The organism is Thioalkalivibrio sp. ALJ21 (assembly GCF_000378605.1).
Taxonomy (GTDB): Bacteria; Pseudomonadota; Gammaproteobacteria; order Ectothiorhodospirales; family Ectothiorhodospiraceae; genus Thioalkalivibrio.
This window is the reverse complement of the sequence record NZ_KB905155.1, coordinates 196285-213604: the sequence shown is the minus strand read 5'-3', so window position 1 is coordinate 213604 and position 17320 is coordinate 196285. Positions and strand designations below refer to the sequence as shown.

The 17320-nt window shown below is 66.1% G+C and carries 13 protein-coding genes and 2 tRNA genes; 8 read left to right on the top strand and 7 right to left on the bottom strand.

Going from position 1 to position 17320, the window contains the following annotated elements; translation table 11 throughout:
• Nucleotides 1-15: 15 nt before the first annotated feature.
• A complete protein-coding gene (locus F579_RS0100985; RefSeq protein ID WP_019024675.1) occupies nucleotides 16-753 on the bottom strand; it encodes an RNA methyltransferase in 738 nt (245 codons plus the stop codon).
• 149 nt (nucleotides 754-902) lie between these two features.
• On the opposite strand from F579_RS0100985, the gene F579_RS0100980 reads away from it, so the two are divergent.
• Nucleotides 903-1715, top strand: a complete 813-nt coding sequence (locus F579_RS0100980; RefSeq protein WP_019024676.1) for an inositol monophosphatase family protein — start codon at nucleotides 903-905, stop codon at nucleotides 1713-1715.
• 968 nt (nucleotides 1716-2683) lie between these two features.
• On the opposite strand, the gene F579_RS0100975 is transcribed toward F579_RS0100980, so the two are convergent.
• Nucleotides 2684-4540, bottom strand: a complete 1857-nt coding sequence (locus F579_RS0100975; protein WP_026301076.1) for a thioredoxin domain-containing protein — start codon at nucleotides 4538-4540, stop codon at nucleotides 2684-2686.
• Nucleotides 4541-4792: 252 nt separating this feature from the next.
• On the opposite strand from F579_RS0100975, the gene F579_RS0100970 reads away from it, so the two are divergent.
• The 6 genes from F579_RS0100970 (at nucleotide 4793) to F579_RS0100945 (ending at nucleotide 13679) form a co-directional block, all read left to right on the top strand.
• Complete coding sequence (locus F579_RS0100970; RefSeq protein ID WP_038029254.1) at nucleotides 4793-5776, top strand: MerR family transcriptional regulator; 984 nt, start codon at nucleotides 4793-4795, stop codon at nucleotides 5774-5776.
• A 63-nt stretch (nucleotides 5777-5839) separates the two neighbouring features.
• The gene (locus F579_RS0100965; protein WP_026301077.1) at nucleotides 5840-7372 is read left to right on the top strand and encodes a cryptochrome/photolyase family protein; all 1533 of its coding nucleotides are present in this window, start codon (nucleotides 5840-5842) and stop codon (nucleotides 7370-7372) included.
• Nucleotides 7372-8811 carry a deoxyribodipyrimidine photo-lyase gene (locus tag F579_RS0100960; RefSeq protein ID WP_019024680.1) on the top strand — a complete coding sequence of 480 codons (1440 nt, stop codon included), beginning with the start codon at nucleotides 7372-7374 and terminating at the stop codon, nucleotides 8809-8811. Before F579_RS0100965 ends, F579_RS0100960 begins: the two co-directional genes overlap by 1 nt.
• A complete protein-coding gene (locus F579_RS0100955) occupies nucleotides 8808-9071 on the top strand; it encodes a hypothetical protein (RefSeq protein ID WP_018138735.1) in 264 nt (87 codons plus the stop codon). Before F579_RS0100960 ends, F579_RS0100955 begins: the two co-directional genes overlap by 4 nt.
• A 139-nt stretch (nucleotides 9072-9210) precedes the next feature.
• Nucleotides 9211-9711 carry a hypothetical protein gene (locus F579_RS0100950; RefSeq protein WP_019024681.1) on the top strand — a complete coding sequence of 167 codons (501 nt, stop codon included), beginning with the start codon at nucleotides 9211-9213 and terminating at the stop codon, nucleotides 9709-9711.
• Nucleotides 9712-9857: 146 nt separating this feature from the next.
• Nucleotides 9858-13679 (top strand): AAA family ATPase, encoded by a 3822-nt coding sequence (locus tag F579_RS0100945; RefSeq protein ID WP_019024682.1) that lies wholly within the window; start codon nucleotides 9858-9860, stop codon nucleotides 13677-13679.
• Nucleotides 13680-13759: 80 nt separating this feature from the next.
• Here the strand turns inward: F579_RS0100945 and F579_RS0100940 are convergent.
• The 4 genes from F579_RS0100940 to gltX form a co-directional block, all read right to left on the bottom strand.
• Nucleotides 13760-13835: transfer RNA gene (locus tag F579_RS0100940), tRNA-Glu, on the bottom strand.
• A gap of 20 nt (nucleotides 13836-13855) precedes the next feature.
• Nucleotides 13856-14086, bottom strand: a complete 231-nt coding sequence (locus F579_RS0100935; protein WP_012982227.1) for a hypothetical protein — start codon at nucleotides 14084-14086, stop codon at nucleotides 13856-13858.
• Nucleotides 14087-14111: 25 nt separating this feature from the next.
• Nucleotides 14112-14187: transfer RNA gene (locus F579_RS0100930), tRNA-Ala, on the bottom strand.
• Between the two features lie 42 nt (nucleotides 14188-14229).
• Nucleotides 14230-15636 carry a glutamate--tRNA ligase gene (gene gltX / locus F579_RS0100925; protein WP_019024683.1) on the bottom strand — a complete coding sequence of 469 codons (1407 nt, stop codon included), beginning with the start codon at nucleotides 15634-15636 and terminating at the stop codon, nucleotides 14230-14232.
• 139 nt (nucleotides 15637-15775) lie between these two features.
• Between gltX and F579_RS0100920 the strand changes: the two genes are divergently transcribed.
• On the top strand, nucleotides 15776-16219 hold the full coding sequence (locus F579_RS0100920; RefSeq protein ID WP_019024684.1) for a DUF4399 domain-containing protein: 444 nt from the start codon (nucleotides 15776-15778) through the stop codon (nucleotides 16217-16219).
• Between the two features lie 68 nt (nucleotides 16220-16287).
• Here the strand turns inward: F579_RS0100920 and F579_RS0100915 are convergent, their stop codons facing one another.
• Nucleotides 16288-17268, bottom strand: coding sequence for a cytochrome-c peroxidase (locus F579_RS0100915; RefSeq protein WP_019024685.1), 981 nt, complete (start codon nucleotides 17266-17268; stop codon nucleotides 16288-16290).
• Nucleotides 17269-17320 lie beyond the last annotated feature (52 nt).

The following is a 17320-nucleotide window of genomic DNA, read 5'->3' as shown; positions in this document are numbered from 1 at the left end:
CGCGCGCGACCCGTCTCAGCGGCCACGCTCCGTGTGCGTCAATATGCCGCGCAGCATGCGCACCTCGCTGGCACTGAGCCCCGCGCGCATATAGAGGTGGCGCAGACGCCGCATCAGATGGCGCGGGTTTTCAGGATCCAGCACCTCGATCGTTGTCAGCGCCTGCTCTAAATGGCTGAACAGGCCCTCCATCTCCGCCTGGGTCGCCAGCGGGTCACGCGCACCCTCGGGCTCCGCGGCCGGTTCGATCGACTCCCCGGCCAGGGCCGCCATGCGCAGCGCATAGGCCATCACCTGCACGCTGCCAGCGAGATTCAGGGAGCTGAAATCCGCGACGGTCGGGATCTGGACAAAGGCGTTGCAGTGATCCAGCTCGGTATTGGTCAGCCCGCTGTGCTCGCGCCCGAACACCAGCGCGACCGGCCCCTCGGACGCATGCGTCAGCACCTGTTCGGCCGCGACATCCGGACCCAGTACAGGTACGGAGTGCGTGCGCAGCCGGGCGCTGGTACCAATGACCCACACACAGTCCGAAACCGCAGCCGCCAGGTCGTCCACCACCCGCGCCCGCGCCAGCAGGTCATCGGCCCCGGAGGCCAGCGCCGTGGCATCGGCATGCGGGAACCGCTCCGGCGCCACCAGCACCAGATCGGTAACCCCCATGGCCTTCATTGCACGCGCGGCGGAGCCGATGTTGCCCGGATGCGTCGTGCCGACCAGCACGACCCGCACCCGGCCCAGGCGTTGCTCCATATGCGGAACCCCCTTCGTTCAAGGCGTCGGATTGTACACACCGGGGCCTGCGACTTCCCAAAAATGAGCCGCTTGTGTATTGTTCGCGGCCTTTCCGCGGCGCGTGCGCGCGCCCGCTGGACACCCCTCAGAACACCAGGAGACACCCCATGCACCCCATGCTGAACACGGCGGTATCGGCGGCTCGCGAAGCCGGACGCATCACCACCCGCGCCTGGGGACGACCGGATCGCATGAACACGCGCGAGAAGGCCCGCAATGACTGGGTGTCGGATGTTGACCTCTCCGCCGAACAGGCGATTGTGCAGACGCTGCGCCGCGCCTACCCCGACCACACCATCATGGCGGAAGAAGGCGGGCAGCAGGACGGGGCCGACGCCGAGTACGTGTGGATCATCGACCCGCTGGACGGCACCACCAACTACCTGCGCGAGATCCCCCAGTACGGCATCTCCATCGCACTCAAGCACAAGGGCCGGCTGGAACAGGCGGTGGTCTACGACCCGCTGAAGGAAGAGCTGTTCACCGCGACGCGGGGTGCCGGGGCGTTTCTCAACAGCCGCCGGATCCGCGTCTCCGACCGCAAGGACCTCAACGGTGCCCTGCTGGGCACGGGCATCCCCTTCCGCGAAGGCCAGGACCTGGAGCGCTACCTGAGCAGCCTGCGCCACCTGGTCCCCGGCACCGCCGGTGTGCGCCGCCCCGGATCGGCCGCGCTGGATCTAGCCTGGGTCGCCTGCGGGCGCTTCGATGGCTTCTGGGAGATGGGCCTGCAACCCTGGGACATCGCGGCAGGCCTGCTGCTGGTGCAGGAGGCGGGTGGCGTGGTCAGTGACTGGGCCGGCAACCCGGACGTCCTGCGCCGCGGCGATGTCGTCGCCGGCAACCCGAAAGTCCTCAAGGCCATGCTGCAGCGCCTGCACCAGGCCGAAAAAGAACGCGCCGCCCAAGCGAACGACTGAGCCCTCCCCTTCGCGCCCTGCCGGGCTGCAGCCGGCCACCTTCCGTGCCGTTTAGGCTGAGCCTGGTTCGTCCTCTGGCGTTTACCGTGGCTTCGTCCGACCGCCTACCTTATTGTGGCTGGTCCCGGTTCATCATCCGGTGTTTACGTGCCTTCGGTCCGCATACTGCCAAGCGCTGTCTCGGCAGCGCACCCCGAGGTACTTTCTTGCTTGCCCAAGAGAATACCCGTCGAGGCGCACCCGGATTCCGCCCGGGGACCTTGCTCCAGGGCCCTCGGGCCGGCGGCGCTGAAACTCGCTACGCCTTTGGCTTCGCTCAGACAGTCAGCACCTCTCTTCCGTCCCGAGAACCCTTCCGCAAGGGGCTTCATGCGGGGGGAATGAAGGTCAAAACAGAAGGTATCCCCACGCCTGCAGCCAAACTGGCCTTCGTAGGGTGCGGTTGAGCGCAGCGAAACGCACCGTTCCGACGTCGGGGCAACCCTGATGCGATTCGCTGCGCTCACCGGCATCCTACCCCTGGCGCCCGCTTGCGGGCGCGGCACGCCATGGCCGAAGGCCGCGCGTGCCAAAGATGTCCGAAGACCCAGCCTCCATCCATGTGCTACGCCGCTGGGACAGCCGTTATTTGGACCTTCACCCCCGTTGTCGTCGCGCCGAGTGGAGAGGGTTTTCGCGGGAAGAGAGGCGCTGACTGTCTGAGCGAAGCCGAAGGCGCAGCGAGTTTCAGCGCCGCCCGCGAAAACCCTCGGAGCGAGGGAAACCCCGGCCCGCACAGCGGGCCGGGGTCGCGGCAGTCGGGCGTGTTTCTCGGGTACTTCTTTGCACGAGCAAAGAAGTACCTCGCGGCGCGCTCGCGAGTGAGCGCTCGGCAGTATGCGGACCGAAGCCACCGTAAACACTGAAAGACGAACCACGCCCAGCCTCAACGGCACCGGACAGGTGCGACACACGCCGGGCGCTGGCGATCAGTCGCGTTCCTCGAACCAGAGGATCAGCCGCGCATGATGCTTCGGCTGCCCTTCGACTCCGCGCCCCGGGCGCAAGTCGTATTCCTCGAAGGCCGTCCTGAGCGCCTCGCTGTGCTCCAGCCACTCTTCGGTCATCCGCAGGATCAGCGTGGTCGGCGACGGCCGATGCACCGCCGGATGGAAGCGCTGCGAGATCATCCCGGGCAGCGGGGGTTCCGGCTCGGACCGAAAGCCGTCGTCATCACGGAAACGCTCCCAGGCCGTCTCCAGCAAGGCGATCGCGATATCGCGATCACCACTGTCGCGCGCCGAATCCCAGTCGTGCAGCCCCTGGGTAACATAGGCGTAATCGTTCAGCGTCGCCTCGCCGGCATCCTCGCTCGGCAGGCCCATCAGCGTCGGCAGCTGCTCGGGCGACTCGGCCACCTCCAGCAACCACGAGCGCACGGCCTCTCCGGCCTCCTCGAAGCGCTCGTCGTGGTCGGCCGCCAGCGCCAGCGCGGACAGCAGGAGCCCGTGCGCCCCGGTCAGCACCTTTTCGTCGCGTGGCAGACCACGCTCCTCGCGGGCCCGAATCAGGGCCTCACGGCCGCTGTCCACTTTCTCCTGCACCGCCTCCTCGTCGAGCTCGAAGCGCTCGGCCAGTTGGGCGATGGAGTCGCCTCCACGCGGCAGGTATCCGAGGTCGAACACCGAGGCCCCTTCCATCCCGAAATAGGCCCGCACCAGCTCCGGGTTCGCGTGATCCGCCAGCGCCGTGTCGAGGTCTTCCTCCGGCCACAGGTATGCGCCGCCCTCGCGCCCCTGCTCGTCGATGGCCGAGAGACTGGCCGCGAATCCACGAAATCCCTTGGGACCGACGTCAGCCTGTTCGCCCAGATCATCCTCGCGCAGGGCCATGTCGCGCTTCACGAAATCGAGGTTCTCCAGACCAATATCGACCCAGTCATCGCGATCGAAGTACGCGCCGGCCTTGAGGTAAAGCCAGGCCAGCTGGGCCTGGTCCTCCAGCATCACCTCGAAATGCGGCTCATCCCAGTCCGGCGACTCGGAATAACGAAAGAACCCGCCACCCAGTACGTCACGCAGCCCGGATCCGCTCATCTCGTCCAGCGTGATCTCGAGAAATTCCGGGACCCAGTCCGGCGCCTTGCCAGCCTGTTCGGCCTCAAGCATCGCGCGCAGCCACGGCGAATGCGGGAACTTGGTCGAACTCCCGAATCCGCCCTGGAGGTCATCGGCCTCGCGTTCCATCGCGTTCCAGAGGACCTGCGGCAGACGCGCAGCCCGGCTGTCGGACATGGGCTCTTCGCCCTTGCGCAATTGCTCGGAGAGCTCGTCGCTGCCGCGTCGGGCGAGCTCCAGCAGCCTGTCATAGTCGGCCTCAAGGCGGTCGGTAATGCCGTCCAGGAACTCCGCGAACTGATCGCGCGGGGCATACACCACACCTGTCAACGCGTACCCCTCGGGCGTGACCACCACGTTCAGTGGCCAGCCAGTTGCTCCGGCAGTCGCGCGCTGAAACTCGAGCAGATAGGTATCGAGTGCACCGTTCACCTCGCGATCGACCTTGACCGGGATGAAGTGCTCGTTCAGGCGCTCGGCGATGCCTTCGTCCTGGAAGCTCTCCTCCTGCATGACGTGGCAGTAATAGCAGGAGTAGTACCCACTCGAGATCAATAGCGGGCGCTGTTCCTCACGGGCTTTCTCCAGCAGCGCAGGATCCCAGGCACGCCACTTTACCGGGTCGTCGATATGCAACCGGAGGTACGGGGAAATACTCTCTGCCATTTCGGGATTGGCCTGCACCGGCATAGCCACTGCCAAAGACAGGGCCGTAACCACGGCCAGCATGGAACCGCCCCGAATGACCGGATGTCGCGCTCTGTGTCCGTCCTGCGGCATGGTTCGCCTCCGTATGGGATCCTTTGCCCTATTAGGGGACTAAACCCCGTTCGGGTTCATTCCAACGCAGATACCCCCATGAAGGCCTGGCGGCCAATCGCGGGGGCGGTCGAGGCCGGGGTTGACGGCAACCATCAGTACGGCCGATGCTCGGTCCGAATACGCAGTACATGATCCGTACAGATGCTGTACAGTTAACCCATGGCCAGCGCGACACAATTGAGCACATCCGAACAGGAAGGTCTTTATCCCATCCGCCACGTGTGCGCGGAGACCGGGATCAATGACGTCACTCTGCGCGCCTGGGAGCGCCGCTACGGGCTGATTCGCCCGATGCGCACGCCCAAGGGTCATCGGCTGTACAGCGCAGACGACATTGCCCGCATCAAGCGCATCCTGGAGCTGCTCGACCAGGGGATTCCGGTCTCCCAGGTCCATCGGGTCCTGGCCAGCGAAAGCGCAACGGTGGAACTACCCTCCTCGTCGCACACCGAATCCGAAGCGCCCGCTATTCACAATCGCACGGGCACCAGCAAGCCCGGTATCGCCCCTCACACGCTCGACCCACTGGCCGAGGCGCTCTACGCCTCCGTCGCGGAACTGGACGTTAGTCAGCTGGAAAGGACCTATGCCCGCCTGGTCATGCGCCACGGCTGGAACGGCGTGCACGAAAGCGCCTTTCTCGACGTCTATCGGCGTCTGCGCGAGGAATCGCGGCACTCGCCCGAGGGCGAGGTGCGCCTGGCGGTTTTCGCGGCCTGGGCCACCGCGGCCTTTGCCGATCAGTTGCGCGCCGCGATCCGGGCCTGCGAAGGTCCCGCGATCCCCTGCCTGGTCCTGGGCGGCGGGCACCAGCAGGTGGGCGGCATGCTCCTGCAACTGGCCTGTGCCCGGCGAGGTCTCAAAACACTGCCTCTGTTTGACGCAACCAGCCCCGAGGCCCTCGAGGCACTGGTGAAACGCCAGTCCGCGCCTGCCGTGATTATCCACGGCTCCTCGCAGTTGATGCGCTCCCCCGAACTGCCGCGCATTGAGGCCATCCTGAATCGCCCCGGGCCGCGCTGCTATCTGGCGGGTTCCGCCGCGCTCGAACTCTCCCAGGTGAATCACCAGCGCGAGATCGAAGTACTGCCAGGCGCGCCGCTCGAAGCGGCCGAACTCCTCAGCCGACAGCTGCCTCACTGAGCCGGTCCACCACGGCTCGTGGACTCCGGCCACCCTCCGACCGCGAACGGCTACCCGACGAAATTGCTGGTGGTCCTCGGCGACCAGCTCGCCCAGCCACACCCCGCGCTGGAGTCCCTGCACCCGTCCCGTGATGCCCTGTGGATGGCCGAGGTGCCGGGCGAGTCGCTGCATGTCCCGTCACACGCCGCCCGTACCGTGCTGTTCCTCTCGGCGATGCGCCACTTCGCCCGGCGCCAGCGCGAGGACGGATGGACACTGCACTACCATGCCTTGGGCGAACACAGGCACCACACGCTCGAATCCGCCCTGGAGGCCGATCTGCGCAGCCTGCGTCCACGCGAGGTTCAGGTCCTGCAACCCGGCGAAGTTCGCGTACAGCACGAGCTGGAGGCGGCCTGCCGCAGCGCCGGGGTCACGCTCACCATCCTGCCCGACCCGCTGTTCCTGGTATCGCTCGAGGCATTCTCCGAATGGGCCGGGACCCGCAAGCAACTACGTATGGAGTATTTCTACCGCAACCAGCGCCGCCGCCTTGAGGTGCTGATGGAGGACGGCCAGCCCGCCGGCGGCCAGTGGAACTTCGACGCCGAGAACCGGGGGCATTTCGGCCGCGAAGGCCCCGGCCGGGTGCCCGCGCCAAAAGGATTCCCGCCCGATGCCGTCACGCGCGGGGTCATCCAGACCGCCGCCGAGCAGCTGCCGGACCTCCCCGGCCGCTGCGAGGACTTCGACTGGCCGGTCACGCCCGCACAGGCGCGCGAGGCGCTGGACGATTTCATCGCCCACCGGCTACCCCACTTCGGTCAGTACCAGGACGCGATGTGGTACGGCGAGCCCTGGCTGTACCACGCCCGTCTGTCCGCCGCCCTGAATCTGCACCTGCTCGGCCCGCGCGAGGTGATCGCTGCCGCAGAGGACGCCTGGCGCAGTGGCCATGCCCCGCTGGCCGCAGTGGAAGGCTTTGTCCGTCAGATCCTGGGCTGGCGCGAATACGTGCGCGGCCTGTATTTCCATTTCGGCGAGCACTGGCACGAATGGAATGCGCTCGAAGCCGGTGAGCCCCTGCCGGCACTGTACTGGGATGCCGACACCGGGATGCACTGCCTGCGCGAAGCCGTCGGGCAGACCCTGCGTCTTGGCTATGCCCACCACATCCAGCGCCTGATGGTCACCGGCCTGTTCGCGCAGCTGCTGGGGGTACAACCGGCCGCCATTCACAGGTGGTATCTGGGCATCTACGTCGATGCGGTGGAATGGGTCGAGATGCCGAACGTAATCGGCATGTCGCAGTACGCCGATGACGGCCGGATGGCCTCCAAGCCCTATGTCGCCACCGGGCGCTACATCCAGCGCATGAGCAACTACTGCACGCAGTGTCGCTACCGCCCGACCGAGGCGCTGGGCGACGACGCCTGTCCGTTCACAACCCTCTACTGGGACTTCCTCGATCGCCACCGCGATCGCTTCGCGAATCATCCGCGCACCGCACTGCAGTGGAAGCACATCGAGAAGATGGACACCGAACGCCTTCAGGCCATTCGCACACAGGCCGCCGCGATCCGCGAACGGCTGCGCCAGGGGGAGCGACTCTGATGCCCGGACCCACCCTCGTCTGGCTGCGCCAGGACCTGCGCCTGGCCGACCAGCCCGCACTGCACGCCGCCGTCGAGCGCGGCGGAGCCGTGATCCCCGTGTTCATCCATGCCCCGGACGAGGACCTGCGGTGGCCCCCCGGGGCCGCCTCCAACTGGTGGCTGCACCACAGCCTGCAGTCGCTCAGCGAGACGCTGAACAAGGCCGGTAGCCCTCTGGTCGTGCGCGCCGGCCCGAGCCTCGACACCCTGCGCGAGCTGGTCGCCGAGACCGGGGCCGAGGCCGTGTGCTGGAACCGCGTCTACGAACCGGCCCGCGTCCTGCGCGATCAAGGAATCAAGGCCGGGCTGCGCGCCGACGGCCTGGAGGTTCGCAGTTTCAACGCGGCCTTGTTGATCGAGCCCTGGGATGTCGAAACCGGCCAGGGCGGCCCGTACAGGGTCTTCACCCCGTTCTGGCGCGCCTGCCTGCAGCGCGGGATCGAACAGAACCCGCTCCCCGCTCCCTCCCGCCTTCCGGGGCCCGAGAAACCACCGCGTTCCCTGTCGCTCGACGACCTGGCACTGCTGCCACAAATCGACTGGGCCGGCGGCCTGCGCGCCACCTGGACGCCCGGCGAACGCGGCGCCCGGGACCGCCTGGAGCGGTTCCTCGGGCAGACGATCGCAGGCTATGCCGACAGCCGGGACCGCCCCGACCAGGACGGCACCTCCGGGCTGTCACCGCATCTGCATTTTGGCGAGGTCTCGCCGCGCCAGGTGTTGCGCGCGCTGCGCGATGCCGGCATCTGCCCGGAGCACCGGGGGCCCGAGTCCTTCGTGCGCGAGCTTGGCTGGCGCGACTTTGCGCACCATGTGCTCTATCACTTCCCGCACACGCCGGAACAGCCCCTGAACCCGCGCTTCGAGGATTTCCCCTGGCGAGATTCGGAGGGCGACCTCGCCGCCTGGCAACAGGGTCGTACCGGCATCCCGATCGTGGACGCGGCGATGCGCCAGCTGTGGGAAACCGGCTGGATGCACAACCGCCTGCGCATGGTGGTCGGCTCCTTCCTGACCAAGAACCTGCGCCTGCACTGGGGGCACGGCGCCCGCTGGTTCTGGGACACCCTGGTCGACGCCGATCTCGCCTCCAACACCCTGGGCTGGCAGTGGGCCGGTGGTTGCGGCGCCGATGCCGCACCCTATTTCCGCATCTTCAACCCACAACGCCAGGGGGAACAATACGACCCGGACGGCCGATTCGTGCGACGCTTTTTGCCGGTGCTCAAGAAGACCGAAACACGGTATATTCACGCCCCGGGCGCCGGCGGCACCCTGGGCTATCCCGACCCGATCGTCGATCTGAAAGCCAGCCGCCAGGCCGCATTGGAGGCCTTCGAGGCCATCAAAAACACATCAACCAGTCAAACCAAGTCATCCAGCAAGGCCCAGACATGACCTTTTCCGAACGCAACCTGAACTACCCCAAAGGCGTTAGCTACAACTTCAGCCGCCACGACAAGACGACCCCGGTACGCGTGACCCACGAGGGCAAGCAATACGTCGGGCAGGTCCTGAATTCGAAAGCCCCGTACCGCATCCGCGTTACCGAGGAGATCGTCGGGCCCGGCACTGCACGCTTCATCCCGGTACGCGAGATCCAGGTGCAAAACCTCGAGGGTGTCGAGTACCTGCACAAGGGCTACCACGGGCACTAAGTCGCCCGCGCGGGGGCCATCCAACCGGCTCCCCGAAGCACGCTGGGGCATGGGAACTCGTGTGCACACGGGCTCCCATGCCCTAAACTCGGAGCATTGTTACCGCAGAAACCGACCCGGCGTCGGCAAGGAGTTCGCCATGAAATACCGGCTGATCGGCATGATCGGTACTGTCCTGCTGGCCTTCCTGCTCACGGGTCCGGTGGCGGCGGAAAAGCCCTCCGACGAGCGTGCACTCGCAGGCATCGAACACGGCCAGATCCTCTGGGACATCACCATTGGCGATCCCGAACGCCTGATTGCCCGGCTGAGCGTTATCGAGGAGACCCACGAGGACATGGTGCGCCAGGGTCTGGAACCGAACATGGTCTTCGCGTTTCGCGGTGGTGCCGCCGCGCTGATCGCGCGCGATACCGACCACCTGGAGATCGAAGACGTCTCGGCCGTACGCCACATCCATGACCGTCTGGCCGACATCCAGGAGCTGGATGGCGTCCATATGGAGGCCTGCTACATCGCCACCCGTCGCTTCGATCTCGGCCAGGACGATCTGATCCCGGGCATCAATCTGGTGGGCAACACCTTCCTGTCCATCATGGGCTACGAGCAGCAGGGATACACCACCATCCGGATCGACTGACCCGGCGTCCCAAATCCCGGTACAATTCGGGTGATTTGGTCTAGCGGCCAGATAGCGCGGGCAAGACACGCAGTAACCACCCGGGCACCGGCAACGGCGGCGACGTCCGTTGGCATGCACCCGGCGTTTGCGACAGGGGGGGATGGTTGGCTCATCTGGAGATCACGACCTTCGGCACAGTCGGCGTGCGGGTCGAGGGCCGTGATGTGCCCGCCCTGTCCGGCACCAAGCTGGGGCTGCTGCTGACCTACCTGGCGGCGGAATGCCCACGGCGCGTGCCACGCCAGGAGCTGGCGCACCTGTTCTGGCCCGAGCTGGACAGCGACAGCGCACGTGTCAACCTGCGCCAGGGACTCTTTCAGCTACGCCGACAACTGCCAGACCCGCCCGCCGCCCTGCTCGAGGCCACACCGCGCTATGTCCACTTTCAGCTTCAGCCCGGCACCGAGATCGATTTCCTCGCCCTGCACCGCCTGCGGGCCGACCGCAGCCACCTGAGCTGCAACGAACTGGCCGCACAGACCCTCGCGAGCATCCGCCACTACCATGGCCCCTTTCTTGATCCCGTGCGCGCACTCCAGGATCTCCCCGAGCTCGCCGCCTGGGCACAGACACAGCGCGACCACTACTGGTCCCAGCTGCTCCTCCTGATCGAGGAGAATCTCGACGATCTCTGCCATTCCGCAGACGCCGAATCCCTGCTCACCGAGCTCCAGCGACTACTGGCGATAGAGCCCCATGAAGAGGCCCTGCACCGCCTGGTCATGCTGACCCTGGCCGGCATGGGTAACCGCGAGCGGGCGCTGGAACACTTTGGCCGCCTGGAGCGCCAGGCAGTCGATGGGCCTGGCCAGCTGCTGGTGCGAACCCGCGACGAAATCCTGGCCCCAACACCAAAGACACCGGCAACGGTGTCTCCGACTGCCGCGCCCGAGACGGCCTCCCTGCGTGCCGAGCGCCGCCGGGTCACCGTGGTGGCCTGCCTGGTCCAGGCGGACGCCAAGCTTGATGTCGAACTGCAGCATGAACGCATGCAACACACCCTGGAGCAGCTGGACCTGGTCCTGCTGAACCATCGGGGGCATGTCGTACGGGCCCCTGGCAGCGGCCTCCTCGCCTATTTTGGCTATCCTGCAGGACGCGAGCAGGCCACCGTCGATGCCGTGCACGCCGCCTGGCAAGTCCTCCAGACAGCCCCGAGCGACTGTCAGCTGCGCATGAGCGTCGATACCGACCTCATCGTAACCGGGGTCGACCCGGACACCCCCGACCCCGCTGGCCAACTCAGTCAGCGCGCGCAGGCTCTGGCACGGTCGACCGACACGGGAACGCTCGTGGTCTCGCCTTCCGTGCACCAGCGCGTCTCGGGGTATTTTCTGTTCAGCCCTCACGCGGGCACGGGAGAACTCGAAGGCAGCCAGCGCGTCACCGGTGACCCCGGCCCGCTGGATCGCGTCGATGCCCAGCACGCCCGGGGTGGCCTCACCCCTCTGGCGGGACGCACGGAGGAGCTTGAGCGCCTGCACAAGATCTGGCGCCAGGCACTCGACCATCACAAGCCGCACTTCGTGCTGATCCAGGGTGAAGCCGGACTGGGCAAGAGCCGTCTCGCCCGACACCTCGACGAGCGTATCCGCGGCCAGGCGCGCTCGCGCTTCCTGCTGAAGTGCCGCGAGGACCGCTCGCGGCACTTGTTGACGCCTGTGCGTCAGGCGTTCGCCACCTGGCTTGGACTGGGCAACATGAATGCCAGCCGCCAGCGGCGACTGGCACGCGCCCTCGGCACCGCTCGGTCACTCGATGCCGGCATCGCCGACGGCCTGGCGCACTGGCTCACGCACCCGGACAGCAACGGCCTCGAAGCACTGGCCGCGCAGGGTCTCGACCGGGATCACATCATTGACGTCCTCGTCGAACTCGCCCGGCGCCGAGCCCAACGAGGCCCCATCCTGCTGATCTGCGACGACCTGCACTGGATGGATTCCGGCACGGCCGAATTCCTCCGACGCCTGTATCAGCGCCTGCATGACCGGCCGTTGCTGACCCTGCTCACGGCCCGCATGAGTTTTCGCTCCAACTGGCGCGATATCCCGCTCGAGCACCTGCGACTGCACGCCCTGCCCGACCAGGCTGCACATGAACTCATCGAGCGTTGCGACACCCGGCATCGCCTGACGAAACACCTGCGCGCGCAACTCATCGAACGCGGCGAGGGCGTCCCGCTTTTTCTCGAGGAGCTGACGCGCTACACCCTCGAAGCCGCGCGCACGGGGACCCTTCCCGACACCTTGCCGCCCGGGCTGGCCAATCTCCTGGTGGCACGTCTGGAACAAACCGGCACCGCGCGTGATCTGGCCCACGCCGCGGCCGTAATCGGACGCGATTTTGATACACGCATCCTGAGTCACCTCCTGGAGCAGCCGGCCGACACGATCCGCCGCCAGCTCAGCCGCCTCACGGGCCGTGGATTTATCGAGCCGATCGGCGTCCTGGACGGTGTGCGCTACCGTTTCCGTCACGCCCTGTTTCAGCAGGCTGCCTACGAATCCATGCTGGTGGCCGAACGAGCGCGTCTTCACGGCCGCCTGGCCGATCTCCTGCGTGACGATGGAGGCACGGGCAGTATCGACTGGGGCCAGGTGGCCAGCCATCTTTATAACGCCGGGCGCGTGGACGAGGCAGTGCCCGCCTGGCTCGAGGCGGGAGAGGCGGCGTTCGCCCGGGGCATGCTGCTGGAAGCCTCGCACTACTTCGAAGACGCGCTCAGTTGCCTCGATCGCGAGCTGGGCGACCGGGAACCCTCGGAAGAACGCGACGCGCAGACACAGCGAGCCCTGGGCGGACTGGGTGCCTCAAACCTCGCCTTGCTGGGGTACGGCTCCCGCACGGTCCACGCGATCTTCGAACGCACCCTGGGGATCACCGCGCCTCAGCGAGACGCGGTGCAGTACTTTCGTGTGCTCTGGGGCCTTTGGCACGGCGCCGGATCCTGGCATGGCTTTGATGAAGCCCACCGCCTGGCCAACGACATGGAACAGGTCGCAGAGCAGTCGAACGACCGCCTGCTACGGATCGCCGCGCACTACGTACAAGGCAACACGCACTTCTGGAGTGGTCAGCTACCGCTGGCGCTGGAACACCAGACCCAGGCGCTCGCCCTGTACCGCGAAGACGACCACCCGCACCTGGTCGCGCGCCACACCGAGAACCCCGCGATCAGCTCACGCGGCTTCATGGCCTGGACGCTCCTCTTCTTCGGCAACCACGCTCGCGCGTGGGATGAAATGGATGCCGCCTGCGCCGAGGCCGCAGCGCTGGAGCACCGCCCCACAGAGGCCTTTGTCTACGCCTTTCGGGCAGCGCTTGGCTTCTTCGCCGACGATCCTGACGAGGCCCTGGCGTCGGCCCGCCGCGCGCTCGCGATTGCCGAGGACTACGACTACCCCCTCTGGCGGGCCTCCGGCCTGGCGCTGCAGCACTGGGCCCTGGCGCGCCAGGGCGACCCCTCGGCCGTGGTACCACTCCGGGAACAGGCAGACGCATTGCGCCACATCATGGACGGCGTCAGCACCATCTTTCAGCTCTTCCTGCTCGACGCACTGCATGCAACCGGCGCCAAGCCGGCGGAGCGTCTGCAGATCGCCACCGATACACTGACCAACTGCCTGAAACGGGGCGACCACGGCTTCGAACCCGCCATCCGGCGGCTGCGTGCCCATGCGCTGCTGGAACGCAGCGACGGCACCGACAGCGAAGGCTGGCAGGAACTGGAGCGCGCACGCCGTCTGGCCCACGACCACGGCAACCCGAATATCGAACGACTAACCCTGCTCGACTATGCCCGCTTCGCTCGCGACGACGTCTGGCGTCAGTGGAGCGAACGCGAGATCGTGCGCATCAACCACTGCATCATCCCCCGACGCGACCCATCCGAGCAGGCGCTGCAGCAGAACCCGCGGCTCGCCTGAACCAATCCCGCGCCAGCACGGGTACCGCCACGCACAAAAGAAAAGGCCCGAACCTTTCGGTTCGGGCCTTCTCGGAATAATGGCGTCCCCACGGGGATTCGAACCCCGGTCGCCGCCGTGAAAGGGCGGTGTCCTAGGCCTCTAGACGATGGGGACGCAGAGGCAACGTCTTGTTGCTAGTTTGGCGGGCCCTGGGGCCGGCCGCTTCTGTGGCCTCCGGCGGTCTCACGATAAATGATCGTGGTTACAACACCGGTGAACACCAGAAGAAATCCGATCGGAACCGCCGCAATCAGGGGCTTGGACCAAGTTTGCTCCCCGGTGAACATCAGCCCGAAACCGCCGAACAGTCCAACCACTGCGATCACCAGACCCACCCAGATGGATATAACCCCAAAACGATGCATCGGTGAACTCGCTTACACCCGAATTTGGTGGAGCCAGGCGGGATCGAACCGCCGACCTCCTGCATGCCATGCAGGCGCTCTCCCAGCTGAGCTATGGCCCCGTGTCAGGCGAGCGCGTACTGTAGCCAGCACCCCCTGGAGTGTCAACCCGCTTCCGCCGAAATTTTCTTCAGCGCCCGCTCGATCCGAGCCAGCGATCGCTCACGCCCGATCAGCACCAGGGTGTCGTCGATCGGCGGCGATACCGTGCTGCCGGTCAGGGCCACGCGCAGCGGCTGTGCGACCTTGCCCAGCTTGAGATCCAGCCGTTCGCCGGTGTGCACCACGACCTCGTGCAAGGGCTCCTTCTCCCAGGCGCCCAGCGCGCTGAAACCGTCGTGCAGCGTCTGCAGCACCGGGAGGGCCTCGACGGTGAGCTGCTTGCGCGCGGCCTTCTCGTCGTAGTCCTCGAACTCGCGGTAGAAGTACACGCTGTTCTCGGCCATCTCGCGCAGGGTGCGTGCCCGCTCGCGCTGGGCGATTACCACATCGCGCATCGCCGGACCATTGGCCGGATCGATACCCAGCTGACCCAGGTGCCAGCCGAACTCCAGCGCCACATGATCCGGGTCCAGCGACTTGATGTAGTGCTGGTTCAGCCACAGGAGCTTGTCCGGGTTGATCGCGGAGGCAGACTGGTTCACGTCCTGGATGTCGAACAAGCGCACCAGTTCGTCGACCGAAAAGATCTCCTGATCACCATGGGCCCAACCCAGGCGCACCAGGTAGTTCAGCAGCGCTTCCGGAAGGTAGCCCTCGTCGCGGTACTGCATCACCGAGACCGCCCCGTGGCGCTTCGACAGCTTGGCACCGTCCGGGCCCATGATCATCGGCAGATGACCGTAGCGTGGCGGTTCCACACCCAGCGCCTTCAGGATATTGATCTGGCGCGGGGTGTTGTTCAGGTGGTCGTCGCCGCGGACCACATGGGTGATCCCCATGTCCATATCGTCGACCACCACCGTCAGGTTGTAGGTCGGCGACCCGTCGGAGCGGGCGATGATCAGGTCGTCCAGCTCGCTGTTCTGAAACGCAACCTTGCCACGCACCATGTCATCGACGACTGTCACGCCCTCGTCCGGCGTGCGGAAACGGATCACCGGCTCCACTCCCTCGCGCGGCTCGGTGCGCGTGCGGCAGCGTCCGTCGTAGCGCGGCTTTTCCTTGCGCGCCTTCTGCTCCTCGCGCATCGCATCCAGCTCTTCCTTGGTGCAGTAGCAGCGATAGGCGTGGCCTGCGGCCATCAACTGGTCGATCACTTCCTTGTACCGGTCGAAGCGTTCCGTCTGGTAGAACGGCCCGTGATCGTAGGTCAGCCCCAGCCAGTTCATGCCCTCGAGGATCGCGTTCACCGACTCCGCGGTGCTGCGCTCCAGATCGGTGTCCTCGATCCGCAGTACGAACTCGCCACCGTGGTGGCGGGCGTACAGCCAGGAGAACAGCGCGGTGCGGGCACCGCCGATATGCAGATAGCCGGTCGGACTGGGGGCAAAACGGGTGCGAAAACTCATGCGGGCTACTCGTCTCGATCGGGAGGTGGAAAACGAAGGCGCATAGGGTAGCAGAACGCCACCGTACTGCCGCGCGGACCGCCGACTATACTCGTAAACGAGCCAACCGACTGCCCGCACGCGGGTCCAAGGAGCACCCATGAACACCACTCTTACTCGGCTCTCCACGCTGCTCGTACTGACGGGAGGCCTTGCCCTGGTCGGCACCGCCACGGCCGCCGATCGTATTGCACCGCCGGATGGCGCGAAGGTCTATTTCATCAGCCCGCAGGATGGCGAAACGCTCGAAAGCCCGGTGCGGGTCCAGATGGGCCTGCGAGGCATGGGTGTCGCCCCGGCCGGTGTAGAGATGGACAACACCGGCCACCACCACCTGCTGGTGAACAAGCCGCTCGACGAGGTGGACCTGGATGCCTCGCTGCCCTTCTCCGACCACAAGCGCCATTTCGGTGGCGGGCAGACCGAGGGCGAGCTGGAACTGGAACCCGGCGAATACACCCTGCAGTTGCTGTTCATGGACTACCGCCACATCAGCTTCGACCCACCAGTTGTTTCCGAGAAGATCACCATCACGGTCGAATAGTCCTGACCACGAAAAAGCCCCCTCCGTCTCCGGAGAGGGCTTGAAACACCCGATCCCAGTGCGGCCAGTTACGGCAGCGCAGGGATGTCGAAGCGCGGCATTTCGCCGGTCAGTGCATGCATGAAGGCCTCGATGTCCGCGACCTCGTCATCGCTGAACTCCATGCCCAGCATCTCCTGCCCCATGATGCGGATCGCCTCGTCCAGCGTCGCGGTCTCACCGTTGTTCATGTAGGGGTAGGTCAGCGCCACATTGCGCAGCGTCGGGGTCTTGAAGGCGAACTTGTCGGCCTCATCGCCCGTGACCAGATAGCGGCCCTTGTCTTCCGAGCCCGGCACCTGGATGCGATGGAAGTTGCTGTCGGTCAACGCCGGCCCGCTGTGGCAGGCCACGCAGCCATTATCGGCAAACAGCTTCATCCCGCGCATCTGCTGATCACTCATCGCGCCTTCATCCCCGGCCAGCCAGCGATCCAGCGGCGAGTTCGGGGTGTTCAGCGTACGCTGGAACGTCGCCAGCGCCTTGGCCACGTGGTCGGTATTGATCACGTTGTCGCCGTCATAGTCGGGATAGGCGGCCTCGAATTTCTCCTGGTACTCATTGAACTCCTCCAGGCGGGCGATCGCATCCTCCAGCGGCATAGCCATCTCGATCGCGTCCTGGATCGGGCCCAGGGCCTGCCCCTCCAGGTCGTCCTCTCGGCCATCCCAGAACTGCGCGGTGAAGAAGCCGGAATTCAGCACGGTCGGGGTATTGCGCTCGCCAACCTGGCCGTCATGGCCTACCGCGCGCGGGATGCGATCCGCCCAGCCCAGCGCCGGGTTGTGGCAGGTCGCGCAGGAGATCACGCCGGAGCTGGAGATGCGCGGCTCGAAGAACAGCATCTTGCCCAGCTCGATCTTCTCCTTGGTCATCGAGTTGTCCGCCGGGATCGGCGGCAGCGCCGGCAGCGGCTCGAACACGTCGCGGTATTCGGAATAGTCGGTATCAGCCACGGCCGGGGCTGCGGCCCCAAATGCGACGGCCGCGCAGGCCGCCAGCGCCGTCATGCGGAATCCGGAAAGCGTTTTCATACAGGTCCCCCTTGAGCAATAGACATCT